This window comes from Nostoc sp. DedQUE09 (genome assembly GCF_034530915.1).
In the GTDB taxonomy this organism is placed as follows: Bacteria; Cyanobacteriota; Cyanobacteriia; order Cyanobacteriales; family Nostocaceae; genus Nostoc.
This window is the reverse complement of sequence record NZ_JAVRCE010000006.1, coordinates 95,358-121,639: the sequence shown is the minus strand read 5'-3', so window position 1 is coordinate 121,639 and position 26,282 is coordinate 95,358. Positions and strand designations below refer to the sequence as shown.

Annotated in this window: 23 protein-coding genes, 2 pseudogenes and 2 CRISPR repeat arrays; of the genes and pseudogenes, 17 read left to right on the top strand and 8 right to left on the bottom strand. The window is 41.0% G+C overall.

Annotated features, from left to right (window positions below):
- The first annotated feature begins 15 nt into the window (after positions 1–15).
- The 10 genes from cas4 (at position 16) to RMY27_RS06040 (ending at position 11,191) form a co-directional block, all read left to right on the top strand.
- Positions 16–615: a CRISPR-associated protein Cas4 gene (gene cas4 / locus RMY27_RS06085; protein WP_322661361.1), complete on the top strand. Its 600-nt coding sequence runs from the start codon at positions 16–18 to the stop codon at positions 613–615.
- A 54-nt stretch (positions 616–669) separates the two neighbouring features.
- The gene (gene cas1d, locus RMY27_RS06080) at positions 670–1,647 is read left to right on the top strand and encodes a type I-D CRISPR-associated endonuclease Cas1d (RefSeq protein WP_322661359.1); all 978 of its coding nucleotides are present in this window, start codon (positions 670–672) and stop codon (positions 1,645–1,647) included.
- Positions 1,644–1,937 carry a CRISPR-associated endonuclease Cas2 gene (cas2, locus tag RMY27_RS06075; protein ID WP_322661357.1) on the top strand — a complete coding sequence of 98 codons (294 nt, stop codon included), beginning with the start codon at positions 1,644–1,646 and terminating at the stop codon, positions 1,935–1,937. The genes cas1d and cas2 overlap by 4 nt, the downstream gene beginning before the upstream one ends.
- Before the next feature lie 220 nt (positions 1,938–2,157).
- Positions 2,158–4,029: direct repeats of the CRISPR family, unit length 37 nt; unit sequence GTTTCCAAACCTCATTACCCCTCACGGGGACTGAAAC.
- A gap of 119 nt (positions 4,030–4,148) precedes the next feature.
- The gene (gene cas6 / locus RMY27_RS06070) at positions 4,149–5,333 is read left to right on the top strand and encodes a CRISPR-associated endoribonuclease Cas6 (protein WP_322661355.1); all 1,185 of its coding nucleotides are present in this window, start codon (positions 4,149–4,151) and stop codon (positions 5,331–5,333) included.
- A gap of 231 nt (positions 5,334–5,564) precedes the next feature.
- Positions 5,565–7,206: direct repeats of the CRISPR family, unit length 37 nt; unit sequence GTTTCCAAAGACCATTACCCCGCGAGGGGACTGAAAC.
- 311 nt (positions 7,207–7,517) lie between these two features.
- Complete coding sequence (locus RMY27_RS06065) at positions 7,518–8,090, top strand: thermonuclease family protein (protein WP_322661352.1); 573 nt, start codon at positions 7,518–7,520, stop codon at positions 8,088–8,090.
- 400 nt (positions 8,091–8,490) lie between these two features.
- Complete coding sequence (locus tag RMY27_RS06060; protein WP_322661350.1) at positions 8,491–9,039, top strand: hypothetical protein; 549 nt, start codon at positions 8,491–8,493, stop codon at positions 9,037–9,039.
- A gap of 344 nt (positions 9,040–9,383) precedes the next feature.
- Positions 9,384–9,989, top strand: coding sequence for a hypothetical protein (locus tag RMY27_RS06055; RefSeq protein ID WP_322661348.1), 606 nt, complete (start codon positions 9,384–9,386; stop codon positions 9,987–9,989).
- A 234-nt stretch (positions 9,990–10,223) separates the two neighbouring features.
- The gene (locus tag RMY27_RS06050; RefSeq protein ID WP_322661346.1) at positions 10,224–10,577 is read left to right on the top strand and encodes a hypothetical protein; all 354 of its coding nucleotides are present in this window, start codon (positions 10,224–10,226) and stop codon (positions 10,575–10,577) included.
- 33 nt (positions 10,578–10,610) lie between these two features.
- On the top strand, positions 10,611–10,739 hold the full coding sequence (locus tag RMY27_RS06045; RefSeq protein WP_322661344.1) for a hypothetical protein: 129 nt from the start codon (positions 10,611–10,613) through the stop codon (positions 10,737–10,739).
- Positions 10,733–11,191 carry a glutathione binding-like protein gene (locus tag RMY27_RS06040; RefSeq protein ID WP_322661342.1) on the top strand — a complete coding sequence of 153 codons (459 nt, stop codon included), beginning with the start codon at positions 10,733–10,735 and terminating at the stop codon, positions 11,189–11,191. Before RMY27_RS06045 ends, RMY27_RS06040 begins: the two co-directional genes overlap by 7 nt.
- 328 nt (positions 11,192–11,519) lie before the next feature.
- Here the strand turns inward: RMY27_RS06040 and RMY27_RS06035 are convergent, their stop codons facing one another.
- The 3 genes from RMY27_RS06035 to RMY27_RS06025 form a co-directional block, all read right to left on the bottom strand.
- Positions 11,520–11,594, bottom strand: a complete 75-nt coding sequence (locus RMY27_RS06035) for a hypothetical protein (protein WP_322661496.1) — start codon at positions 11,592–11,594, stop codon at positions 11,520–11,522.
- Between the two features lie 23 nt (positions 11,595–11,617).
- Positions 11,618–11,869: a 4a-hydroxytetrahydrobiopterin dehydratase gene (locus tag RMY27_RS06030; protein ID WP_322661340.1), complete on the bottom strand. Its 252-nt coding sequence runs from the start codon at positions 11,867–11,869 to the stop codon at positions 11,618–11,620.
- Positions 11,870–11,941: 72 nt separating this feature from the next.
- On the bottom strand, positions 11,942–12,451 hold the full coding sequence (locus tag RMY27_RS06025) for a DUF393 domain-containing protein (protein ID WP_322661338.1): 510 nt from the start codon (positions 12,449–12,451) through the stop codon (positions 11,942–11,944).
- Between the two features lie 112 nt (positions 12,452–12,563).
- Here RMY27_RS06025 and RMY27_RS06020 point away from each other — a divergent pair.
- Positions 12,564–12,659, top strand: a pseudogene (locus tag RMY27_RS06020) (HU family DNA-binding protein); the annotation flags it as partial.
- Between the two features lie 125 nt (positions 12,660–12,784).
- Here RMY27_RS06020 and RMY27_RS06015 read toward each other — a convergent pair.
- From RMY27_RS06015 to RMY27_RS06000, 4 genes and pseudogenes are all read right to left on the bottom strand, one after another.
- A complete protein-coding gene (locus RMY27_RS06015; RefSeq protein ID WP_322661336.1) occupies positions 12,785–13,117 on the bottom strand; it encodes a hypothetical protein in 333 nt (110 codons plus the stop codon).
- Positions 13,118–14,073: 956 nt separating this feature from the next.
- A pseudogene (locus RMY27_RS06010) lies at positions 14,074–14,490 on the bottom strand (YdcF family protein); the annotation flags it as partial.
- Between the two features lie 6 nt (positions 14,491–14,496).
- Positions 14,497–15,369 (bottom strand): sulfite exporter TauE/SafE family protein, encoded by an 873-nt coding sequence (locus tag RMY27_RS06005; RefSeq protein WP_322661334.1) that lies wholly within the window; start codon positions 15,367–15,369, stop codon positions 14,497–14,499.
- A 62-nt stretch (positions 15,370–15,431) separates the two neighbouring features.
- Positions 15,432–16,334: a 3-keto-5-aminohexanoate cleavage protein gene (locus RMY27_RS06000; RefSeq protein ID WP_322661332.1), complete on the bottom strand. Its 903-nt coding sequence runs from the start codon at positions 16,332–16,334 to the stop codon at positions 15,432–15,434.
- A gap of 1,000 nt (positions 16,335–17,334) precedes the next feature.
- On the opposite strand from RMY27_RS06000, the gene RMY27_RS05995 reads away from it, so the two are divergent.
- From RMY27_RS05995 to RMY27_RS05970, 6 genes are all read left to right on the top strand, one after another.
- Positions 17,335–17,550, top strand: coding sequence for a hypothetical protein (locus RMY27_RS05995; RefSeq protein WP_322661330.1), 216 nt, complete (start codon positions 17,335–17,337; stop codon positions 17,548–17,550).
- Between the two features lie 297 nt (positions 17,551–17,847).
- Positions 17,848–18,594, top strand: coding sequence for a hypothetical protein (locus RMY27_RS05990; RefSeq protein ID WP_322661328.1), 747 nt, complete (start codon positions 17,848–17,850; stop codon positions 18,592–18,594).
- A 39-nt stretch (positions 18,595–18,633) separates the two neighbouring features.
- Positions 18,634–22,866 carry a RecQ family ATP-dependent DNA helicase gene (locus RMY27_RS05985; RefSeq protein ID WP_322661326.1) on the top strand — a complete coding sequence of 1,411 codons (4,233 nt, stop codon included), beginning with the start codon at positions 18,634–18,636 and terminating at the stop codon, positions 22,864–22,866.
- A 66-nt stretch (positions 22,867–22,932) separates the two neighbouring features.
- Positions 22,933–23,496, top strand: coding sequence for a type IV pilin-like G/H family protein (locus RMY27_RS05980; RefSeq protein WP_322661324.1), 564 nt, complete (start codon positions 22,933–22,935; stop codon positions 23,494–23,496).
- Positions 23,497–23,838: 342 nt separating this feature from the next.
- Positions 23,839–24,591, top strand: coding sequence for a CPBP family intramembrane glutamic endopeptidase (locus RMY27_RS05975; RefSeq protein WP_322661322.1), 753 nt, complete (start codon positions 23,839–23,841; stop codon positions 24,589–24,591).
- Between the two features lie 441 nt (positions 24,592–25,032).
- Positions 25,033–25,617, top strand: coding sequence for a hypothetical protein (locus RMY27_RS05970; protein ID WP_322661320.1), 585 nt, complete (start codon positions 25,033–25,035; stop codon positions 25,615–25,617).
- 60 nt (positions 25,618–25,677) lie between these two features.
- Here RMY27_RS05970 and RMY27_RS05965 read toward each other — a convergent pair whose 3' ends face one another.
- A complete protein-coding gene (locus tag RMY27_RS05965; protein WP_322661318.1) occupies positions 25,678–26,142 on the bottom strand; it encodes a GFA family protein in 465 nt (154 codons plus the stop codon).
- Positions 26,143–26,282: the final 140 nt, after the last annotated feature.

Here is a 26,282-nt window from a genome sequence, read left to right as displayed (position 1 = left end):
CATTTAAACGAAAAGATGAATGAAGATTATTTACCTTTGGCATACCTCAATGCCTGGGAATATTGTCCACGCAGATTTTACCTTGAATATGTCTTGGGTGAAATGTCAGATAACGAGCATATTATCTTGGGTCGCCACATACACCGCAATATCAATGAAGAAGGAACACTCCAAGAAGGAGATATGCTGATTCATCAGCAACAGTGGGTGTGGAGCGATCGCTTAAAGGTCGCAGGTATCATTGATGCAGTTGAAGAATGTGATGGTCAGCTTGTCCCTGTGGAGTATAAAAAAGGGAAGATGGCACAGCACCTTAATGACCATTTTCAACTTTGTGCAGCAGCTCTGTGTATAGAAGAACGTACCGGACGCAGCCTTCCTTACGGTGAGATTTTTTATCACACTAACCGTAGAAGACAGACAGTAGCATTTACACCCCAACTGCGGCAAATGACCGAGCAAGCGATCGCTGTTGCTCAACTTGCTGCTACTAGGGCTATGCCATCTCCAATTGACCATACTAAAAAGTGCCTTTCATGCAGCCTACAAGGAATTTGTCTGCCTTTTGAAGTCAAGCAATTACAAAAATCACAGGCTGCTGAAACTGATGATTGAATAAATGCAACTTCATCAACAACTTTTATTCACTATTAATTACACAACACTAAAATGTCAGTTCTTTACGTTACACAAGCTGATGCTGTTTTAAGCAAAAACTATGAAGCTTTTAATGTGGCTTTGAAGCAAGAAGACGGTTCTTGGAAAAAACAAAGTATTCCCGCACAAACTGTAGAGCAAGTTGTTCTTATGGGTAATCCTCAAGTTACTGGCGATGCTCTTGTCTATGCTTTAGAGCTAGGTATGCCAGTTCATTACCTTTCTAGCTTCGGTAAATATTTGGGTTCAGCACTGCCTGGTTATTCGCGTAACGGACAACTGCGGTTAGCCCAGTATCAACTTTATAGCGATCCGGTGCGACGTTTAGAATTAGTCAAAGCGATCGTGGCAGCTAAAATTCACAATCAATATCAAGTTTTGTATCGAAATAATGAACGAGATAATCCTCTCAAAGAACGCAAAAGCCAGGTTAAGAATCAGAAAACTATAGATCAAGTAAGGGGTATCGAAGGTTTAGCCGCACGGGAATATTTTAGCTGTTGGCCGCGTCTAGTTGGGAAACAATGGACTTTTACAGGCAGGAATCGCCGTCCACCTACCGACCCAGTGAATTCGCTGCTGAGTTTCGCTTATGGTTTGCTGCGCATTCAGGTAACAGCTGCGGTTCATGTAGCTGGGTTAGATCCTTATATTGGCTATCTACATGAAGTGCATCATGGCCAGCCTTCGATGGTACTCGACTTAATGGAAGAGTTTCGTGCCTTGATAGCTGATAATGTGGTGTTAACAGTATTACACAAACGCGAAATACAGCCACAGGATTTCTCTGAAAGCTTGGGTGCATATCGCTTAAAAGAAACTGCTCGAAAATCTTTCTTGCAAGCATTTGAGCGCAAGATGAATGACGAATTTAAGCATCCTGTTTTTGAATATAGATGCACTTATCGCCGGGCGATAGAACTGCAAGCCCGGTTACTGAGTCGGCATTTGCAAGAAAGTATCCCTTATAGAGCTTTAGCTTTGCGATGACTACACTGTTTTATCTGATTATTTATGATTTACCAGATAACAAAGCAGCGAATAAACGTCGTACTCGTTTACACAAAATGTTGTCCGGCTATGGCAAATGGACACAGTACAGCGTATTCGAGTGCTTCTTAACAACAGTTCAATTTGCTACACTACAAACAAAAATAGAAAAACTAATCAAACCCGAAGAGGATGCTATACGAATATACGTGCTTGATGCAGGTGCAGTGAAAAAAACCATCACATACGGTTCGGAAATTCCTCGACAAGAGCAAACAATCGTCTTATGATGAATGTATCGAATTGATGTTTGACAAGTCAAAGCGGGGTCAAAAACCCCGGAAACTCGTCAAAATCGCCAGAACCTTGACAACATAATAGTTATAGCGTTTCATGAAATGGGAGAGTTGCAAATAATTTGCAATAAGGACGGCTGAAAATGATCTATTTTTTTGATCCGTCAAATCACTTCCCAGGAAGCTTGCTCTGGTTAAGTTTCAGCACCGAGCGGTTTCCAAACCTCATTACCCCTCACGGGGACTGAAACAGCAGGATGTTTCATTAATTCCTCTCTGTAAGGACAAGTTTCCAAACCTCATTACCCCTCACGGGGACTGAAACTATCAACTAGATAAGCCTTTCTGGAGAAAGCGGTTGTTTCCAAACCTCATTACCCCTCACGGGGACTGAAACGCGCATTTGCTCAACCCAATGAACTTACCCAAATTGAGTTTCCAAACCTCATTACCCCTCACGGGGACTGAAACGCTCAATTCCTGGCACTGATGAGTAAAAAATGGTTAAGTTTCCAAACCTCATTACCCCTCACGGGGACTGAAACTCATGAACCTGAATGGAAACAGGGTCGCCAGAATGTTTCCAAACCTCATTACCCCTCACGGGGACTGAAACAGGTTAAAAAAGAGTATGTATATACTATCTGTTGTTTGGTTTCCAAACCTCATTACCCCTCACGGGGACTGAAACGCCAAAATAATGTATGGAATGTATGGAGCAATAAAGTTTCCAAACCTCATTACCCCTCACGGGGACTGAAACAGTTAACTTCTTTTGTAGTTAATTTCATATTTACTCGTTTCCAAACCTCATTACCCCTCACGGGGACTGAAACAAGAACAGAACCTATCAACTTTTCAGGGTATTGGGCTGGTTTCCAAACCTCATTACCCCTCACGGGGACTGAAACCTTAATCTTTTCCCGGTTGACCTTACCCCCGTTTAAGGGTTTCCAAACCTCATTACCCCTCACGGGGACTGAAACCTTTCCACTGGCTAACCTTTGCCCCATTCCCACCCTTGTTTCCAAACCTCATTACCCCTCACGGGGACTGAAACCCCCATCAGGGAATTCGATCCGCGACTGTTCAATTTTTGTTTCCAAACCTCATTACCCCTCACGGGGACTGAAACCATTCACAAAAACAGTTTAAACACACTTCAAGCCCGTTTCCAAACCTCATTACCCCTCACGGGGACTGAAACATTGGTACTGGACAAGGTGCTGCTGAAGTAGTCCATGTTTCCAAACCTCATTACCCCTCACGGGGACTGAAACGCATAATTCCCCAGTCTTTAACTTGGTGAGGATTCAAGTTTCCAAACCTCATTACCCCTCACGGGGACTGAAACGATAAACGATCGCCAGTGGTATACCTATATGAAAAAGTTTCCAAACCTCATTACCCCTCACGGGGACTGAAACATGAAATTCTGTAGCTGGTTCAATTTCAATCTGGAATGGTTTCCAAACCTCATTACCCCTCACGGGGACTGAAACTGTTTTTAGCTGATCGATATCTGGGAATTCAGCTAGTTTCCAAACCTCATTACCCCTCACGGGGACTGAAACCATGAAAGCGATAGGCATCCAGCCGAGAGAACTTGATGGTTTCCAAACCTTATTACCCCTCACGGGGACTGAAACTTGATGTATTTCCCGTATAAAGTCTCTGTGTTGACGTGTTTCCAAACCTCATTACCCCTCACGGGGACTGAAACAACAAACTAAATTATTTGCCTCAAAGTTAACCCAAGTTTCCAAACCTCATTACCCCTCACGGGGACTGAAACAAGAAGCAGCCGTTTTAACAATAGTTGGTACTACTGTTTCCAAACCTCATTACCCCTCACGGGGACTGAAACTTTGATTTAGTTGGGGTGTCTGCGGGATACCCCAATGTTTCCAAACCTCATTACCCCTCACGGGGACTGAAACGCGATAAGTAGTCGCTGTTCTGGCGCATAGCCATTGAGTTTCCAAACCTCATTACCCCTCACGGGGACTGAAACAAACCAAGACCAGCGCAGGCGATTACAGGAAGTACGTTTCCAAACCTCATTACCCCTCACGGGGGCTGAAACATGTTAAGTACCAACAACAAGCAATGATCGCTGACTCCACCAGCCTCTAATCAAAATTTTCCCCGCGAGTGGATAGAACTCGCATAAAATATTGAACATTCTCGAAGTCAAATTAAGAGATGCCAAGAGCTGCCATAACCACCAAGCGAAAGCCAAAAGCTAAAACAGCACATACTTCCTCAGTCCCGACATGGGCGGATGATACAGAATTGGTAGGCTTGGTGTTCGATTTGGAGGCAACAGCAACGGCTTCCCTCTACTCGCAGTACACAATTGGACTTCATGCGTGGTTTCTTGACCAAGTGCGGCAAGTTGACCCACAGCTATCAGCTTATCTCCATGATGGAGAGTCAGAAAAACCCTTCAATATCTCCGCACTGGAAGGTCAACTGCTACCTAGTGGCAAGCAATTAAAATTAGTTGCCAACCAAATCTATCATTGGCATATCAATGCGCTATCTCAACGAGTGGCATTGTTCCTCAAGCAGTGGTTAATCAATTTCCCCACGGTTATCGATTTGAGAGGGGCATCCTTGCAAATCAAACAGGTGAGTATTGCTCATCCTCCGACTACTTATGCACAATTGCTGCAATCGCCAAGCGAACAATCTGTAGTAGATCTCAGTTTTGTTTCACCAACGAGTTTTCGGCGTAAAGGTCATCATTTCCCTCTACCAGTACCAGAGAATTTATTCCACAGCTATCTACGGCGGTGGAATGACTTTTCACAGCAGCCAGTAGAACAAGAAGCTTTTGTGAAATGGATTGATGAAAGTGTCATCATTCATCAGCACCTTTTGGAATCAATGAAGGTGGCAGCAGGCAAGCAAGGATCGGTCACAGGTTTTATGGGGGCGATCTCCTTGGGTTTGAGCAAACAAGCTTTAACAAATACTGAATTCACCCAGCTATTCTACGCTTTGCTTAGGCTTGCACCATACTGCGGAACAGGGCACAAAACTACTTTTGGCTTGGGACAAACGCGCTGTGGCTGGTTAGCACAACAAAAGTCAGCTATAGCCGAACAGTTGATCGCGGATACGTTGGCTCAAAGGATTGAAGAACTCACAGAAATATTTACTGCACAACGCAAACGCAAGGGCGGCGACCGTACCGATAAGATTGCCGTTACTTGGGCAACTATCCTGGCCCGTCGGGAACACGGGGATTCTTTAGCGGCGATCGCACTTGATTTAGAAATGAAACCTGAGACGGTGAAAACTTACGTCAAGTTAGCTCGAAAAGCTCTCAAGGAAGACAAACGAACCGCACTAGTCGAGAAAGCTATCGACATTCCTCAGTAATTGTCGTATTATTGCTGTATCAGCTTGATGATTGACAAATCGAAGCGGGGTCAAAAACCCCGGTGACTCGTCAAAATCGCCAGAACCTTGACAACATAATAATTATAGCGTTTCCAGAATTGGAGAAGTTGCAAATTACTTGCAATAATGACGGCTGAAATCGACTTGATTTTGAGACTCGTCAAAATGCTTCCCAAAAAGCCTGCTCTGGTTAAGTTTCAGCACCGAGCGGTTTCCAAAGACCATTACCCCGCGAGGGGACTGAAACCTCTTCACAGATAATTACCTTCTCTGAACCATTGAGGTTTCCAAAGACCATTACCCCGCGAGGGGACTGAAACTTTAAAATAGTTACGTTAGAGCATCGGGGTAAAAGGTTTCCAAAGACCATTACCCCGCGAGGGGACTGAAACTTCTCGCCTTTCCTGGTCTTCGATTTCTCGTACTCTTATGTTTCCAAAGACCATTACCCCGCGAGGGGACTGAAACAAATAAAACAGTCTCAGACTCGTATATCTGAAATAGTTTCCAAAGACCATTACCCCGCGAGGGGACTGAAACCTATTCAAATGGTTACTCAAGCCCCTTTAGATGTTAGTTTCCAAAGACCATTACCCCGCGAGGGGACTGAAACTCAGAATAAGTCGCAATCAATTCAACACAAGTCCGAGTTTCCAAAGACCATTACCCCGCGAGGGGACTGAAACTAGCTCATAGGCTAAGTTACCCGCAAGGCTTCCTTGGTTTCCAAAGACCATTACCCCGCGAGGGGACTGAAACTTTCTTTTTAAGCATCTTCCCGCCGAATATACTCCTTGTTTCCAAAGACCATTACCCCGCGAGGGGACTGAAACTTTGCAAGGGTTTTGGAGACTTCACAAGTTAGTGAGTTTCCAAAGACCATTACCCCGCGAGGGGACTGAAACGCAAAACTAGGCGCAGCAGCCAACAAAACACCAGCGTTTCCAAAGACCATTACCCCGCGAGGGGACTGAAACCAGCGCTTCTTGTAGGGGAGGATACCGTAGAAGATGGTTTCCAAAGACCATTACCCCGCGAGGGGACTGAAACAAAAAGAGCTACGATCCATGAGACTTTCAGATGAGGGTTTCCAAAGACCATTACCCCGCGAGGGGACTGAAACTAAAGTTTGGGGATATAGAGTTAATTGAAACAGATACGTTTCCAAAGACCATTACCCCGCGAGGGGACTGAAACTCTAGATAAATGGTAAATGCAGTATTGTTTAAAAATGGTTTCCAAAGACCATTACCCCGCGAGGGGACTGAAACATTGACCAAGCATTGAAGGAAGCAATTGACCAATTAAGTTTCCAAAGACCATTACCCCGCGAGGGGACTGAAACTAGCTATGGGAAACTTTTAGACCATTGAGCATTAAGTTTCCAAAGACCATTACCCCGCGAGGGGACTGAAACATGCAATCCAAACCGTTGATGAACTAATTATTAAAAGTTTCCAAAGACCATTACCCCGCGAGGGGACTGAAACCTTTAACAGCAGCAGTTCCAGCATTAGGCACATTTGCGTTTCCAAAGACCATTACCCCGCGAGGGGACTGAAACATGAGGTTGACTCCTGCAAAATTCAACTCCACGTTTCCAAAGACCATTACCCCGCGAGGGGACTGAAACCAGAAATCAACGCGATCGCTCTGGGGAAAGACTATCGTTTCCAAAGACCATTACCCCGCGAGGGGACTGAAACAAGCTGTAAAGTCCCCAAGTCCCCATGTCCTGAGAGTTTCCAAAGACCATTACCCCGCGAGGGGACTGAAACTGAGAATAGTCAGGCAGAGCCGGTAGGTTGCCGCTTGGTTTCCACAGACCGTTACCCCGCGAGGGGACTGAAACAACAAGTACATAGCTCTGATGTCATATTAGGCTCACGTTTGCACAGACCATTACCCTACGAGGGGACTACTGAGATACAGTTACCGCGGCAGTCTGCCCATAACACATTTAGAAAAAATGTCACTTCCTCTGCCCCCATATCCCTATCTTTGATGCGATCACTAATCTCTGGGCATTCTCGAAAGCTATTTGATTCGGGCATTCCACCCCACCTTGCTGCGTTTTAGCCAAGCCGCTTTTGAGTATGAAAACAAAGCCAAGAGAACTGGGCAAACTGACTCATATAAGCATCACAGCGGAAATAGTTATCAATGTGGAAAAAAATCCTAAATAGCCCAGCTTTCTTGCTTGCTTGTGTCACTGTTGTCATTGCTGCTGTTGTACTTTCCCCCAAAACTAAATCGCTTATAGAAGCTGTGGCAGATTTCACGTCACCCCATGCAATGCCACAGTCGCAAGAATGGACAGTTGCGAGTGTTGCCGATGGGGAAACAATTACAGTTAAACGTGACGGAGAAACCAAAAAAATCCGGTTCTGTGGGATTGATGCAGTCGAGAAGCAACAAAAGCTGGGGGCACAAGCCAAGTCTTACCTGCAATCTCTTATTGACAAAGGAAATGGCGTTGTTATGGTTATTCCCATCGAACAAGATAGGTCTGGGAGAGCGGTTACTGAGGTGTTTGTCAAGCCACGACCCGGAACGCCTGGATACCGAAGCGAAGAAGAGATATTTTTAAACGGTGAAATGGTCAGGGCTGGATTTGCCCGACACACCCACAATAGTGACAACTGCCCAAATGAGCTAGTGATAGAACAGTCACAGCAAATGGCGATCGCAAATCGCGTTGGGGTGTGGAATGACTCCAACGTAGTACCCCGCTAGAACTGGCAGTGAACGCACTCTGGAAGTTTTGGCATAGTATCAGTGTACTGCTTTGAAGCAAGTGATCGCTCCTGACACCATGTGGCCTGCTTTATTCCAAGCAAAAGCGGGATGCTGCAAAATCAGCATTATTTATAATGCTGTAGATAACACAACTTTAACGAAAGCACGGAGCTTTAGCATAGGTTTGTTGTAGCAAAATTTACTTTACAAATAAGCTGTTAGAAATAACTCTGCTAGGGGAAAACTTAAAATACGACCTTGTGCTGAAAATCCGATCGCAATTCATCAGCTAAATGCTACCAATTACAAGAATACTTTGCACAAAGCCAGCGTATTCATTAATTGAAAGGCTATTCACTCTCTCGAAAAGTTGATAATTACGCATATTTGAGATTTTATGACATCCCAAATTCCAGATACATTTCTTTATAACGGTGAAGAATACGAACTAGTTGCATTAGATGGAGAAAGCTTAATAACTCCTCAAGATTACGGTATGCAACCACAGATGCTTCACACGGCTTGCTATCGCGGCTTTTATTGTACTTATAAAATAACTAATGAGAGCTTATTCCTAACGCAGATGGTGATTGGTGAAGTCGAGGGGGGACATAAACCAATCCAGGACATTATGCCACAATTCCCTTCTGGGAAAAGGCAGAGTTATCCAACCTACCAAGGATTAAGACTACTTACACCTTTTACTGGAAAAATGAGGCTGGGCAAAGACTTTATTCGAGAGCTATACGTTCACATGGGCTATCAAAAAGGTAGTGCTTTTGAGACGCTTTTAGAGTTCAGTTTTGAGGCAGGTAGGCTAGTGAGCGTGCAAGATATTTCACAGGAGAATGCAACAAAGCGGGGTGCTTTTAAGGAGAAGTTTGAAACAGGCGAACTTGTGCAATGTATTGACGAGGCTTTTTCTTTAGATATGGATATCGAGTAATTAGGTTCTATCTGAGGCAAAGCCAGTCAGTGCCAGCTATAACATTAGCTCCGATCTTTTAAAACAAAATCCAGCACTCGCTAATCCTCCTGACATTGGCTACTAGATTGATACCACTTGTGTTGGTGAGAAATCTGACGCGGAGATTCAGTTTGGTAGCTTTTGTGTTAGAAAAGCCCCTGCCAAGGGAAGACTTAAAACAAGAGCCTATGTTGAAAAACTTGGCTATAATTCGTCAGCCGAACGCTACAAATTACAAGATTACACAATAGGAATGGCAACGTGTACATGAATTAAGAGGATAGCGATCGCTCATTCGTAAGGAAAAACTAACAGTAGAGGCGATGCCTTCAGCAGGCGTTTCGCGATCGCTTCCAGAAATAGAAAAAATAAGAAGCTCCGTAATTTATCAAAAGGTAATTCCTATGAATATTGAAAATGTAAGTCCTCAGATGCAGAGAAGGTTTAAAATATTAGATGAAATGGTAAAGAAAGGTTATATAAAACCAATTAAGCCATTGTTTGACTTCTTGCCTTCATTATGTTTTTATGCCGAAAAGACTTCTGAATTTAATAATGCTCCTCAAGAACTTAAGAAAGAATTTAATCAAAATATGTTTTCTTGGTATGCATTTTGGCTAGGAATATTTGCCTTTACCCAAACTAAGTTAGAAAAAGATTACTTAATTTATTTTAGTAGTTTTATCGTCATAATATCTCTTCTACCACCAAACCCATTTGATACAGGTTTAGGATTAGGATTCAGTATTTTTTTGAGTCGAGCTTTTGTTTTCAGTCGCTATTATCAATACAAAAATTATGGTAGATGCCCTAGCAACAGAAATACATTTTCAGCTATTTTTATTTCACTGATTTATTTTGGCATACTAATAATAGTTAGTACTATTATTCAGACTATTCTTTATCCTGATACGAATGAAAATTATTAATGGATAAATTGCTGTATTTAGGAGAATAGATAATATGTTTTTGTCAAAATATTTAATATCCACATTTCTATATTAGCTAACATTGTATTAGTAACTAATTCGCTCAATATAGCAAATGCTGGCACTAAATTTAATGATATTGAAGTTTCAAGATGGAAACAAAAGAATCAAAGTTACATTGGGCTGCGCTATCGAGATGTACCTAAAGGTTTGAAAGATTTAGGAGGATGGATAGTGGGCGAAACTCAAGCCGAAATTGAATATGCAATAGCTCGTCTTCAAAAGGGAAATCAGGATATGCTATGGTTTGAAATTCTTGTTTCCAGAGATAGTAAAGGAACTCGAAGTTTTCTAGTAATAGATGTACTAAAATTGCCTAAACTAAATAAATCAGACCAAATAGGACATGGTGGTTCATGTCTGCGGAATAAAGTGTGTGACCCAGAAATATTAACAATTGCTAAGTATCAAGATGCTGAATACTGGAGACAGATTAAAAAAGCTTGGCGTTCTAATCGCAACTCTGGCCAGTTTGAAGAAATTTCTACTCGCAATATCATCTGTGAAAATCCAGGATGGGGAGTTTAAAATAACAAGAACTGCGATCGCTCCCCAACCCCAATGACCAACATCTACAACCTCGGCATAACCGATACTGAATATGCCCAGCTACTAGCCCAAGGTTACGACCCCAATCTAGAACACCAGTTGATAGAGCTTGGCGAAAGCTTAGAAGAAGCTTGTTGCTAGCGCGAATAGTAAGACTGACACAAGACAAAGCACCCCAGACAGATGAGGAGTGGCAAGAGTTCATAGCAGTGTGGGAGGATAGTTGCGAATTCTTACCCACTGAACAAAAAAGCCGTTTTCAAGTACTACAGTGGCTGATGTTCCAAATGGGAGGAGTCGGGCCAATGTTTGGGCAACTTAACCACTTTAAACGCTTTGCACCCGAAAAACTTCCCTATGCCATTGAGCGTTATGAAAAGGAAACTGTACGTATTTATGCTGTCTTAGATAAACAACTGCAAGACAATGAATTTATCTGTGGTGACTATTCTATTGCTGATATTGCAACTTATCCGTGGGTAGCGATTTATGAATTTCAGGGTTTAACACTCGACAACTACCCAAATCTCAAACGCTGGGTGGACATGGTGCAGCAACGTCCGGCTGTGCAACGCGGAATGCAAGTTCCTTAAATGCAGGAGGAGGGATGAGTCAACAATGGGGATGATCCAAACTCCATCCCAGCCAACAGTAAAATCATTCGCTCGGAAGTAACCGCAAAGCAATCCCAAGTATTACTGGATTACGGACAGCATCCGTGGCTTTGACCAGATACACTAGGGACTGCTGGCGATGGAGTACTATAAAGGAAAATCAAGATAGCGGTGATCATAGCTCCGGCGATGCCTGCGGCGGTAAACTACGCAGTTAAGATTATGGCAGTTCTCCACAATGGCTTCATGTTGCTAATTCTGTTGTCACAATATTAAGAAAGCACAATCTTATTGAAGCCCCACCGCTCTAGTTAGTAAACCCAGTAGCGATATCATCAGTCTTAGCTGCCATAATGAAATCGTTGCGATGCAGTGCTTGAATCGCGTGTGTCCACCAAGTAACTGTTACCTTCCCCCATTCGGTCTTTTAGTGGGGTGATGTCCTTGTTTGTCAGCTTCTTCACCCACTAGTTGAGTAAAGGCTAGTGCTGTCTGAAAATCAGGAAAGTTGTAGACACGCTGTAGATGTGACTCACCATTCTCCTCAATCATCTTCCAATTAGGTATCTGAGGCTGAAGTTCAGCAATTTCAGTCTCAGTTACTGGCAGCGAATTACCACTACAGGGAACACAAGTTTTTTGTAGTAAAGCTTCCACTGTTCTTGCTCCTTCACGAGTCACAATTTCAATTGAGTGTACAGTAAGACATCGTTTATTGTGAAACTGGGCTTAGTCATCTTCATCCATTAGGCGACAACGGCTTTGGGTCTTGCAAGGTTGCCCTAAAGAACGCTCTCGTACAATAGTCGCTAAATCTGGTCGTCCTGTTAGAAAAAGTCGCCAATCAGCCCAAATTCCATATAGGAAGTCGGCAATAGCACCGATAACTGGTAAGGAAGTTGCAGCATAGACCCAACCCATCCCCAGAATTTCGTAAATGCGATGGAAAACTTCAACATTTTTAACTAGCGTTCCGTCTGGCAACACAGCATGAATACGCCCCATTGCAGTTTCATAGTCAACACCGCCATCTGCTTGGGGATTGTAGTCATCAGCTGCAATATCTACAAACGCCACCAGCCCTCGATCCGCGTCCCGCTTTTTCAAAAAGTTAACCTCACGCAGACACAAGGGACATTGGCCGTCATACAGCAGTTTGATTTTCCACGACGGCAGAGTGGATAAAGGCTGGTCTAGAGAGTTGTTACAACCGTAGGATTGGATTTGTGGTGAGGACATTTTGGGATCTTAACTAAGTTTATTTCCTTATATAAAGCGTAACGCCTCTGGAATTATAGGGTTTGGCCCATTCGAGCGACGCGTAGCTTGCCGCCTTCGGCATCGCTACTAGCGTGAAGGGCGTAATCCGAAAACCAATGAGCCAATGACTATCCCAGCAACTAAAGTACCTGCGTTTTCTGCTTGTTACAGTTTAAAGAAAAAGTAGCGCTATAAAGCATAAGTAAGCCACTCTACCCAAAAGGCTGGCCCCAGCGCTCCCAGTTCTCCCTATTAAATGGACTGCGCCACTTCAAAATAAGGTTTAACTCCAACTCTTGCTGTGTGCGTCGCTCAACCGGAGCATCCCACCAAAATGCGGCGTTGACTGCTGGAGAGTAACCCATAGCGATAATGTAAATCCTGGTAGCTGGCGATGTAATCTTTACAGGCGTGTATACCCTGCCATCGCTTGTTACTACGGCAGGTTTCCCCCACGTACAAAACAACAGAAGCCGCCAAGTCAATGATGAAATAGAGACACGCATCACCTGGGCTGTTTGCTGGCATTCGATAAAACGACATTGGCACAAGCCGCAGCAAGAGTGGATCAATATGGTCTGGATTGCAGTGCTTAAGGGGAAGGTCAAATAATACCGTCTGCCGAGGTGGTTTGTTCTCTCTCACCTTCTGCTGAGATTCAAAAATCTGATTATCTAGTATAAGTAGGGTTAAGTTTAAGCATATTGCTTGAGTTGTAATTCTGTTATTTTGGGAATACTCGTCTAGCCGTGTAACTGCAATTAGGAAATAATTTTTCTCAGAAGCCAGGGATTTATGAGCAAAAATAAAAATACTGGATATATTCTTGTATGTGTTGGTGCTATTGGCATATTTAGCTTAATTTTAGGGAGCATCTTTGGGATACAGACTCTATTTTTCTTATGTTCGTGGAGTACAACTCAAGTAAATTGCTCCTTACCAATAGCAATATTATTAGTAATTACTTTTGCCCTTGCTGTCGTATTCATAATAATATTAAAACACGGTCTAAAAAAGCTGAAATCTAGAAAAGGTTATCCTGACCAAGATACTTAAAATCTCAGATTTTTTTCAATACCTTTGCTATTTTACAGTTATGTTGTCAGCACCAGTGGTTGTTGCAGGATTCAATGCCCTATTGGGTATAAGTATTGCTATGCCGATCATATAATCGCTACTTCATCATGCTCAAGCTGGTGGTTTTGGTACAGAAACTGCTGATGCTTACATCCATGCGCTTGGTGGATCTGCGCCTGCTTGAGATTACTTGAGTACAAATAGCTATAGCGTTAGCGTTCGGCAGAGTCTCGTAGAGAGGAACGAGCGTCTTGATTGCTGGCTGTTTGCCGAAAGGAAAGTTAGCTAAAATTTAGCGATTTCAGACGTGAGCGCTCACTCAAACTTGCTTTTATTGTTGCGATCGCTTCTAGGGGGTACTTTGTGTCATTGCTCAACTAGTAGTCTGCCAACCCCAAAATGCTGCGTGATGGCTGGGGAAAGGGTAAGGGATTTGAAACCTTTCCCCCTCCCTTTTTACCCTTTACCCCGCTTTCGTCACGAAAGCGAACTACTAGGCAATTTTTAGTTGCAGTCTGCTAAAGCTAGATTTTAAATACTAAGTAGACAAAGTAAAAATAAGTTTCTCGGCTCAAAAACTCCATCTGACTGTAAAAACTGCGATAGCGGGTAGTTGGTGTGGGAGACGAATGTGCATTCATTCCTAAACCTCGTGCCATCAATACTGCTCGTTTCATGTGCAATGGATCGCTAACAATAAGAAACTTATTTAATTGGTGAGCATTTGCTACTTCCAAAGCATTTGTGAGGTTCTGGTGAGTTGTACGAGATTGAGTTTCAGTGAGAATATCAGCAGTTTTTACCTGTTGCGCGAGTGCATAATTTTTTCCAACTATAGCTTCAGGTGGTTCATTACTCTCGCCAACTCCGCCAGTAAAAATGATTGTTTTAACAGATCCATTTTTATATAAGTTGATGGCGTGGTTAATTCGCTCTCTGAAAAAAATTTACATTTTTAAAGCTTTTAATGACATATAACCAGCTAAAATAATCAACAAACATGTAAATAAATATCTAACTAAATTATCTGACAATCTTGGCAGCAGCCTAGCACCGTAATTTGCGCCCAATAACGATCCCACCCCCAACATCAGTCCTGGCACTATCAATACATTAGTAAAATCTGCAATTACATAACGACTAACTGCCCATAAGGAAATTAATACAATCGCTCCGTAGCTGGTTTGTACAGATTGCTTGATTGGCATTTTAAGAAGCAGAACTTGCAGGGGAACCATGATAATACCCCCACCTACTCCAAACAAACCAGATAAAACTCCAGCTACCAGTCCAATGCCTTGAGTTTTTAAAGTTGGTGTTGTTGAATTTACTGGTGATTGAGATAATTCAATTAAGTCGGTTTTTTTCTCGTCTTTTTGAAGTTTGTTTTTTAAGTTAATTAGCCAGATTGCAGTTATCTGAAGAACGGAAAAACTCAATAATAGCCATTTACTAGGTAAAGCGCTAGCGATGCTGACTCCTATTTCGGTTGTTAGCATGGCAGGCAATGTTAATAAAGAAACCGTTTCAAGTTTAAGTGACTTTATTTGCCAATTCTGGATTGTCCCAGACATCGCGCCAAGGCTAATTGCAACTAAGCTAGTTGCAACAGACTGAATTGGTGAGGCTCCAACTGTTGCAAGCGCTGGAACATAAAGTAACCCGCCTCCAATACCCAGGAGGGCAGAAATAATTCCAACAACTATGCCAATCGGAAACAAATGTAACACGCTGAAAATACTGCTAACACTTACTTGTGTCATGGTAAGAATCTTTGAAAAAAAGAGGAGTATAGGGCATCTCTTGGGAGCAATTGACAATTCGCAGTTCACAATGATTGATATATGGGGAATTGCGAACTGTCACTTGAGTAAGTAGGGCATTAAATAACAGAAACTAATTCTTGCTGTGGCGACTGTTGCAGCCCAAGGATTTGGCGAGCTAGATCGGGTGTTGCGATCGGACGCCCTACTTTTTCGCAAAGACCTCTTAAGTTAGCCACTAATTCTGCATTTGATTTCGCTTTTTGTCCCTTACTGACATAGGTTTCGTCTTCAAATCCTGTGCGAATATGCCCACCAAGTAAAGTGGCTTGCTCTGCTATAAAAGAGTTATACCGACTGCCACTTCCCAATGCTGTCCAGTGAGACGTTTCTGGTAATTGTTTAACCATGTACTCCAGATCTTGAGAGGTCGCTCCAATCCCTGAATAACTTCCTAGAATTAGAAGGAAATGAAGCGGCTCTCTTAAGATGCCTTTTTCCAGTAATCCTAAAGCTGTTCGGATGTCTCCTATATCGTAAAGATCGCATCTAGGAATAAGCCCTAAACTGTAAATACGCTCGATCTGATCTTTGACCTCAGATGGCGGGTTTAGGAGAACTGTTTGTTCGTCAATATTCCGTGTTGACAGGTTGAGCGCGCACATTTCAGGCTTGAGTTCTGGCTTATTGCCCCACATTGCAGCAGATATTTTTACCAGATTACCCCGTTCAAATTTTACAGGTTTTGGCATTAACCTATCTGTTCCACGCGGGGTGATTTCGATGATGGGAGTAGGAACAATCTGTTTGATCTGAGAAATTGTTTCGCAATATCGCTCTGGCTCGAAACATTCTTCGCCATTATTGCCGCGAACGTGCAGGTGTATAATAGCCGCTCCATTTCTAACTGCTTCTTGTGCAGATTTTGCTTGCTCTACTGGCGTGAAGGGAACAGGAGCTATTGCCCTAGTAGTACGATGTCCATTGATTGCACAGGTGATAATGACAGGTTGTTTAAACATCTAATTCCAAGACAGATTAAAAATATGTCAGTAAAAACATCGGCGAAATTGCACATAACGCCTCAAGTACGATAGGTGAAGTTTCAGTCTCTAGCTGCGATGTCTACGACGGGCTACGCCTACGCAAATATAAGCACTAGTGAAAATGACTAGAGTTTTGAACTTAGCTTTTGTCTTCTAGTTATTTAAGGAGGTTCTTGTCAGTGTTTTCCTCATTTATTTATTCAGTTAGATTACTGGCAAATTTATTTAGTGTCGAGACTACTTGCGTGTATTCACATAAAAAATACATTCCAAATTAGATTAAATAGCAGCCACAACCTAGATATAAGGCGACTTATATACGCAATATCAAGTAAATAATTGACTAAACCTTTGTAAAATTAAGTTGTTGCTCTCAGATAGGTTTATCAATGTGATTATGTGTAAGTCTGGCTACGTAAGCAGAATCTACACTTAAGAACTGGGCAGCATAAATTTGTATTTGGTAGAACTTACGCAAAAGTACACGCGCTCAGGGCCAATTCATGTAGCTTTAGCTGACCGCAGGGTATTGCCCCTAACGGGACTTAAACATTTTACAGGGAGAAACAAGGCTGGTGCGCTAGATTCTACCCCGATGCTAGCCAAAAAGTTTTATACGGAGATGATTGCTGGAAATAATTAAATCTCCGCCAACCCCAGCCAAGAACGCCCAGCATTTTTAGCTTCATAGCGATGTCTACGACGGGCTGCGCCTACGCACATTTATTATTTATTTTCTAGTGCATTACTAGCCAGTTGTGGCGTTCGCGCAGCGTCTCCAAGAGTTGCGATAACCGAATACTGTGAATTGGCTGCTGAGTTCTACAGCTTTGGGTTAACAGCCGGCGATTTGTGTCTGTTCTGTTCTATCGATATCTCATTTAAACCGCAATTCACAGACTTGTGATGCCAAATTGCCAAAACCTATGAATGTGGTTCGTAACTTCAAATTTTTCAAGCGAACGCGAGTAGCGTCTTGTACAGAGGAAAACCCAAGAGCGATCGCTCTCTCTTCACCCCTCAAATTCTTAACCCTGCTATAAATCTCCATATTCAATCACACAAACCTACTACCATTCCTGGCAAAGGATTTGAGCAACGCCAAGCTACAAAAATCGATAAACTTAGTCCATCGCTTCCCCAATCGATTCTCACGAGTATTGCCGAAAGTCCTACTGATGTGTGGCATTGATAGGAAATCTGGTGTGAAGATTCGGTTTGGAAGCTTTTGTGTTAGAAAAACTACTGCTGAGGGAAAACTGAAAACAAGACCCTGTTTTGAAGACTTTGATTGTAACTCATCAGCCAAACGCTACAAATTACACAACAAAAGTGGCAGCGCGTACATGAGTTAAATTCATAGTATTTTTGTACTATTTATTGGTAAATAAGGACTTGTTGCTAAAATCTTTGAACAAAGTCAGGGTAAGTTGAGTTAGTAATTTTTTAGAAATGAGATAGCGCTCAAGCAATCTAATCAGGGATTCTTATGCAAGATTTATCAAATATTGACTTATTTTATGCTTATTTAGACTTAGAAATTAATAGTGAAAATAATATATACCGCATAGGATTGGTATCTCTGAACTTAACAAAAGATTTTTATCAAGAGAATCTAAATCAAGCTTACGAAGAAATTATAAAGCTGAAAAATAGTAATTTAGCAGTATGCGGTCACAACTTCCGCCGCTTTGATTACCCTTATCTGATTGAGCAAGAACCGCAATTATCTACTTGGCACATAATTGACACTTTAGAACTATCAATACTCGCTTTCCCCCTACAGCACTCGCATAAGCTAAATAAAGACTATAAACAAAGTGAATATTCAAGTAATAATCCTGTAGAAGACGCGCAGGCAACTCGATTATTACTTGGTCAACAATTAGAAGCACTATTTAAAAAGCCTGATGAAGTACAACAGGTATATATTTGGCTCCTGACTTGCGGTTGCGAAGATGCAGACCTTGCATATCAACAATTTTTCAGCGATCGCCTTGGTTTGAAGATTGAACAACCCGCCATAGAAATGCTGCCAGAAACAATGCTAAAAGGAATAAATCAATCCTATTTGCAGCAGGTATGGTCTAGTCCACAAACTTATGATTTTGAGACAAGATTATGCGTGGCGGGATTATTGGCTTGGAACTATGAGTGCAATGCCAATGAATCGAAGCAGGTTTTTTGTGATTGGCTCAGACATTTAAATGGTTTCCAAGCTGTACTTGAGAGTTAACGTCCTTTAAGTACAGATGAATTCGCTATCAGCTCTTACTTGGAATATTTTGAAATTCCCAGTTTTCGACCTTTGCAAGAAGAAGCTGTTCAAGCAATCATTAATAATGAGCGTCCGCTTGTTCTCATGCCTACTGGTGGTGGTAAATCTTTATGCTATCAATTACCAGCTTTCATGTTCCACGAAAGGCACAAAGCACTGACTGTTGTCATTTCACCGCTACAAGCATTAATGGCGGATCAGGTAGCAGATTTAGAACAAGCTGGGTTTTTCTTCGCCACCTTCATTAATGGTAATCTCTCAGCAGCAGAACGTCGTCAGCGATTATCAGAACTGCGTTCTGGTTCCAAAGGTTTGCTGTACATCAGCCCTGAGCAATTGCGGTCAATGAGTATTCGGGCATTGTTAGAACAGCGTCCTCCAGTTCTTTGGGTGATTGATGAGGCTCATTGTGTTAGCCAATGGGGCCACGATTTTCGACCAGATTATCGCTACATACCGAAATTTATTCGGGAATTATATCAAGAGCGGCAGCTTGCAATGCCTTTGATGGCTTTGATGACAGCAACAGCAACAGTTGCTGTTATTGAAGATATTAAAGAGCTATTTGCCCAACACAAGCTAAATATTAATCGTACAATTGATGGGGCAACAACAAGAGATAATCTAACTTTTAATGTGATTCCAGTAGCAGGGAATAAAAAGCAAGTTTTGTTGAATCAAGTCAAAGAAGCTCTCAAACTAGGTGGTAGTACACTGATTTACACTACTACACGTAAAAATGCCCAAAAGCTAGCAGAAACTCTTAAACAAAGTCACATTGAAGCTAAATATTATCATGGAAAACTTGCAAAAGAACAAAAACAACAAGTTTTGCAAGAGTTCAAATCAGGTAAATTAAATGTAGTTACTGCAACTTGTGCCTTTGGCATGGGCATAAACCGTAAAGATGTACGCGCTGTCATTCACCATTGCATGAGCGCCAATTTAGAAGGTTACATCCAAGAGGCTGGACGGGCAGGACGTGACGGAGAGCCAGCAGTTTGTACTTTGCTCTTTGATCCAAAAGATGCTGATACAGTCTTTCGCTTGCAAAGTTTGAACCAACTGAGCGAACAAGATTTGAAAAATGTCTTTATCTCCACCAGACATATTCGTAAGTGTACGTTTGGTAATGCTAGAGATGATTGGTTCTGGGTGACAACTAATGAAATTTATCAAATGGGCGACTTTGATGAAGAGTTTGGAGAAGAATCAGAGCAGCAAAATACTAAAATAAAAGCAGGATTGTATTACTTAGAAAAATTTGGTTTATTAGAACGAGCCGAGAACCTTTCAAGCTTTATCGAATTTGAACTAAGCCATAATACCTTTGCTGAGTCTATAGAGCAGTTTGAAAAATACAGCCGGATGAAGGATTTATCTCGATTTGAAGCAGATAACTTTGAGCGGCTGATTCAGGCAATGCACATTGCGAAAGCTTATTGTAATAGCAACGATCAACCGTTCCCCCTCGACCGCCTCAGTGATGAAGCTGGAATTAGCTTACATGACCTGACTGCTAGAATCCGTGAACTGCAAAAGGCTGAAGTCTGTTCTTTTGAAATACCAATTACACTTGTGATTACTAAGGGTGTAAGAGGAGATGCCCGTAATAATCATGAACGCATTCGCCAGTTAGAAGACCAATTACTCCAAGTGCTTAATGAGTTGTTTGGTAATGAAAATGAAATACAAATAAATCTGCGTGGATTTGCTTCTCGACTTGACCCAGACAATAGTAAAAAAATTAGAGCATCCAACATCATAGATATTTTGGAAGGTTGGGTTGCTCAAAAATGGCTAAAGTTAAGTAGAATTTCTAGTGATGTGGTTCGCTTAGGAGAAATGGAAGTTGCAGAGCATTTACCTGAGCATAAAATTCTCACAACTACAGTATTGGAAGTTTTGTATCAAGCATTGGGAGATACAACAGGGGCGAGATTACCTCTGAAGTACGAATTAGGTAAACTTGCTAAAGAAGTTACCCAAAAAACTCAACTTGACTGGAATAATGAAGAGTTAGAAGTTATTCTTTTGTGGCTGCACCAGAGAAAAGTTATTCGGTTAAGTGATGGGTTGAATTTATTTCAACAGTCTCTGAAAATTCGTGTAATAAAAAATGCAAGTGTTTCCAGCGTAAAACGCCGTTACCCTGAAGTTGAAGCTCACTATGATGAACAAACTCGTCGCACCCATTACATGGTGAAGTATGGTCAGTTAAAGTTAGATGAACAGCGTCAGCAATTCGTTAGTGATTACTTTGGCACAAATCAAGAAGAATTCGTTTCAAAGTACCAATTTTTTGCACGAGAGATTACCAGACCGATTCTTCCAGAAGATTACAACCGTATTCTAGAACCGCTTAACCCTGCTCAAAAAGAAATTGTTTTAGCTTCAGACCCAACAATGGCAGTGATAGCAGGCCCTGGTTCTGGTAAAACAAAAACTATTGTTCACCGGATTGCTTATCTTGTAAAGGTTAAGCGAGTTGAGCCGAAGCGTATTCTTGTTTTAGCTTACAACCGTAATGCAGTTAGAGAATTACGGTTGCGGTTGCGTAATTTGATTGGCGAACAAGCATTACAAATTCGGGTCTTTACTTTCCACGGTTTAGCCTTATCACTTTTGGGACGGACGGTAGGTGAATACAGAGGAACTCAGACAATAAATTTTGATCGGCTTTTGGTTGAAGCTTGCGAATTAATTGAAAAAGGCGAAGAATTTGAAGATGCAGATGAAGATACTCAGGCACGACGAATTCAATTATTAGTAAAATTAGAATATATATTTGTTGATGAATACCAAGATGTCACTGAGAAAGAATATCGTTTAATTAAGTCAATTTCAGGCTTAAATCAATCTGAGGATAAAACACAGTCAGTACAAATTAATCTCTGTGTTATTGGAGATGATGACCAAAATATTTTTAATTTTAAAGGTGCTGATACTAGATATATCCTCCAATTCCAAGAAGAGTATAAAGCAAAACGATTACTACTTAACGAAAATTACCGCTCTACAGAAAATATTATTGAAACTGCTAATTGTCTTATACAAAATAACTTAATACGCTGTAAACAGGCTCCAGACGAGCAAGTTCGTATTAACTCTGAACGCCAAGGATTAAAAGGAGAGGCAGTCTCCGCTTTAAAGTTCAATAATTTATCACAACAAGCCGGATGGGTTAAAGACAAAATTAAATCTTGGGTCAACGTAGGGATTGCTCCTCATGAAATCGCTATTTTAGCTAGTCGTTGGGATGATTTGAGTCCTATCCGCTTGCTTTTAGAAAAAGAAAGTATATCTACTTATGCACTGAAAAATAATACTATTCCACTACTAAAAAATCGTTGTACTCGTCTACTAATTAATGCTTTACAAAAAGACTATAGTCTAGTTTTAAATCCTGAAGAATTAGTTCAGAAAAGATTTGAGGAGTTTTTTGAACGTACTGATCGTAGCTTAACAGAACCTACTGTTAAAATCTTGATAAATATTGCTAGAGATTTAGATAAAGAACGAGGCTATGGGTCTGAAGATATTGTACTACCTATTAGCGTTGATGAAATATTGACTGCTATATTTGAGTTTAATGAAAATGGTGAATCATTCCTAGAAGATAACTCAGTCTTAGTTACTAGCTGTCATGGTTCAAAAGGTTTAGAGTTCCGTAAAGTCATACTTTTAGGTGATGGATTTAAAACTAATTGTAATGAGATGGAATCAGAACGACGACTCTTTTATGTTGCTATGACTCGCGCCAAAGAAGAATTAATTGTTTGTTCTACTCAGCAGAATTTATTTGTACAGCAAGCTGGTTTAACTTCAGAGGTTATTGGTTATAGTGAAACTCAACTTCCTCAGTTAATGCGTTACTTTGATTTAGCTCCAGCTAATGTTTATTTAGGATATGAAAGCACTAAAAATAGACAAAATGTTATTAAAAAGTTATGTGAGGGTGATGTTCTTGAGTTAAGAGCAAATAACCATAATAATGCTTGGAGGATTTTTACACCAAATAATGATGAAATTGGTTGTCTATCAAGGAGAGGAACACAACTTCTTAAGCATAAAGGTATTTTCCCTGGACAGTTTCAGTTCCAGCCTGGTGAAGTAACAGTCCGATATCTATATCACCATACTAAGAGAGATGATATAACAGGAAAAATTTCGGAGAATTGGTTTGTTGTGATTCCACAAATTCGAGTATGTAGAAATGCCAAAAATTAAATTTACGATGATCGCTGCTACCATCCGAGCAATACTATCCCAATGAAGGGTAGAATGCGGCTATTTATGAAATATGCACTATTAGTTTTAAAGTTGTATATGTCTGATGTAAATAAGCCAAGTAACCATAGCAACAATATCTTTAAAAAAATCTTGTTAATTATTGGAACTGGAGGATTATTACTTGGGATTCCGATTATGTTTATTCGAGTTCCACCAAGCTGTGGCTGTGGTGATAGCAGTAAAGCTACAGTTGGAAGATTTATTAATGCACAACAAGCATATTTCTCGGAGAAATCAGCTTTCGCTCAATCGTATAGGTTGTTAGAGCTTGGAGATGGAGATGCACCAACAGCTACAAGCCGCTATCGATATACCGTAGACATGAGTAAGGATAAGTCATTTATATATGCAACTCCGATAAAAGAATTCCCAACTGATGTATTTCAATTAGGACTGACCAAACAGGGCTTCAACAGTCTGATAGGTGCAGTTGCTTACGAGCAAAAAAATAAAACTACTATTTCAATAATGTGCCGCTCCGAAAAACAGACTTTAGCTTATCCTCCCCGACCTATTTTTAAACAAGGTAATTTTAGCTGCCCTATCGGTTTTGAAAGTATCAAATAAAATAGTATGCAAACATTCAATGACGTTTTTAGGAGGATTTATCGGAGTCATAATCATGCCCCTATATTGATGATACTTAACAAAATTGAAGCTGCTATGGGCAAGCCTGTATTGGCTGTGGATGATTCCGCATACAGTGATGTGACAGATGAAGAAGAATGATTGGAGATAAATTAACTTAGGAAAATGATCTACTCCTTATTCCAAAGCAGCCCCAAGTACTACCGCACCATCAACACGTATCCGCGACTTTGAGCAGATGCCAAAGCTTACAACGTGTTATGCGAAAGACATGGTTGCCGTGATGGATTTAAACTTGCTTGAACCCAATAAAAGATAATCGTGAAAACTGAATTACCTCCATTTAGTAATTGTGTTCTATTCTTTGTAGTTTTCTTAAGGATGGTGTATTTATATAGCAGCATAGCTCAAAGAAAAATAATTAAAAAGCAACGAAAAGTAGAAAGACCAAAATCTAGTTTTGGCTTTTATATTCTCTGGAATCAAATTTCGTTAATTTCCTTTTTTTCCATAACTTATATTCTAGGATTGGATGCACCATCAGTTGGTCTGAAACTTGAGATATCACCAGTATTTTCCTTAGTAATTTGCTTAGTTTGTTATTGTATATTTGTGTTAATTGTAAATAAAATTTTAAATCTTTTGAGAGTCAGCCAAATTGTAGAAAATGATGCTTATCTCGTTTTTGTAAGGCTTATACCACGGCAAAAGCTTCAGAGGATTTTATTTTTGATTGCTGTGTGTATATTAAATCCAATAACAGAAGAGTTGATATTTCGGGGAGTACTAGTACATCAATTAGGCATATATATAAATAATTATTACTTGGCAATTATTTTGGGTTTATTTGTAACTATTGGAAATCATATCTATCAAGGACGACTACATATTATTACGCATCTTATTTTTTATATTTTTACTGTAACATTGCTTTATTCAGATGTCGGGCTTGTTGGGTCTATAGGTTTTCACTTGGCAGGAGATATTTACCCGTTCATGCGGCTTAAATATGAGGTTAATAACTATAAAAAACGAAGAAGGGAGAAACGCAGGGCTAAATATGTTTCCAATTAGAATATCAGACACACTGAGTAAGGAAATGTGGGGATGGAGAAAGTAGCGACACCGGACAGCCCGTTGTAGACATCGCTCTTAAAGCAAAGCGTAGCCAATCGATTTTCTTCCTAAGTCTGCCGAAAGTTCTGCTGATGTGGACTATTGGAGTCATGAGCGGGGTGTTGGTGGGAAATCTGGCGCGGAGATTCAGTTTGGTAGCTTTTGTGTTAGAAAAGCCCCTACCAAGGGAAGACTTAAAACAAGACCCTATCTTGAAGACTTTGATTGTAATTCGTCAGCGAACGCTACAAATTACAAGATTACACAACAGGAGTGGCAACGTGTACATGAGTTGAAAGCATAGCGATAGCTTATCCTCTTATTAATCTAAAGCAAGCTGTTGATTTATGTTGGCTACAAAGGGTAAATCAAGGAATAAACTTAAATTTTTAAACGACTATGAATTTACTGACTAATGCTAATAAATATTTCCGGATAATAACTTCCTTGGGTATATTTGCTTTATCAGCTTGCACTCCTGCATCATCTCAAGAGCAAATCTTTACCTCTAAGGAAGGTAACTTCAGCATTTTGATGCCGGGTTCTGTTGTCGAAGAGGTTAATACTCCAGTTAAAGGCATAACAACCCGCACATGGACAGCTATAAAAGGTGAATCTGCATATACTGTAGCTCAATCAACCTTTGCTAAAAAAATAGCTGCTGAAAACATTCCAAAAATTTTACAAGCTATTAGCGAAGCTGCAAAGAAATCTAACTTCGTGAACGGTAAAAGGATAGCTGAATCTTCTGTTATCAAGAATGGATACAAATGTTTAGATTTTACCTTAACAGGAGTTCCCAGCCCTTCATTACAAGCAGAAAGTAAGAAAAAGGGTATAAATGTTAATAATAAGCTAATTTACCAAAGAAGTTTACTTTGTATCAAAGATAATCAAGCAGTTGAAGCTCTAGTACTACTACAATCATCTGAGGAACTAAAGTCTAAAGGTGCATCTTTTATCCAATCGTTAAATTTGAAATGAGAGCGATCGCAATATATAACCAAGTACCGTTAATCAATCAAAGATTTCCAACTTCATTCATCATAAAGGTTTCGAGGCTTGCTTGGCGTATTCTTCTATCAGGGAAGCATAGTCTTCGTAACTGGGCAGGGTCTCGAAACTATGAACCGCAGAAGTTATGACCCATGTTAGCTTTTCCCTTGTCCAAGTTTCGATGAACGGCGTGAACCATGACACATCATCCAGCATCGTCGCACGCAGGTTAACGAACTCATCCATTCCTTCGGGGCGAGTAAATATCCAACTCATGCAGTGCGGGCAGAAGTAATGGCGAGTCGCGCCATGCAAACCACCAATAGTCGGCTGACCCTTCAGTACTGAAAAGCCAACGCTTGGAATCGCAACACTTAAAGAAAAAGCGCTGGCAGTCATTCGCTGGCAACCTGTGCAGTGGCAAGCCATCGTCAGTAGAGGCGGGGCATTCACCTGAAATCGTATTTGTCCGCAACGGCATCCGCCTGACCAAGGCAAATTCCAGTCATTCATAATCAGCTTTCCGTTTTTTATTGACGTTCACTTGTAACTATTGAACAACAATAATTTTATTAACGATCTCCAAACACAAAAAAGTTAAGGTGAAAATCAGTCTTTCAAGGAAAACTTTTGAGTGATGCTTACAAAAGGCT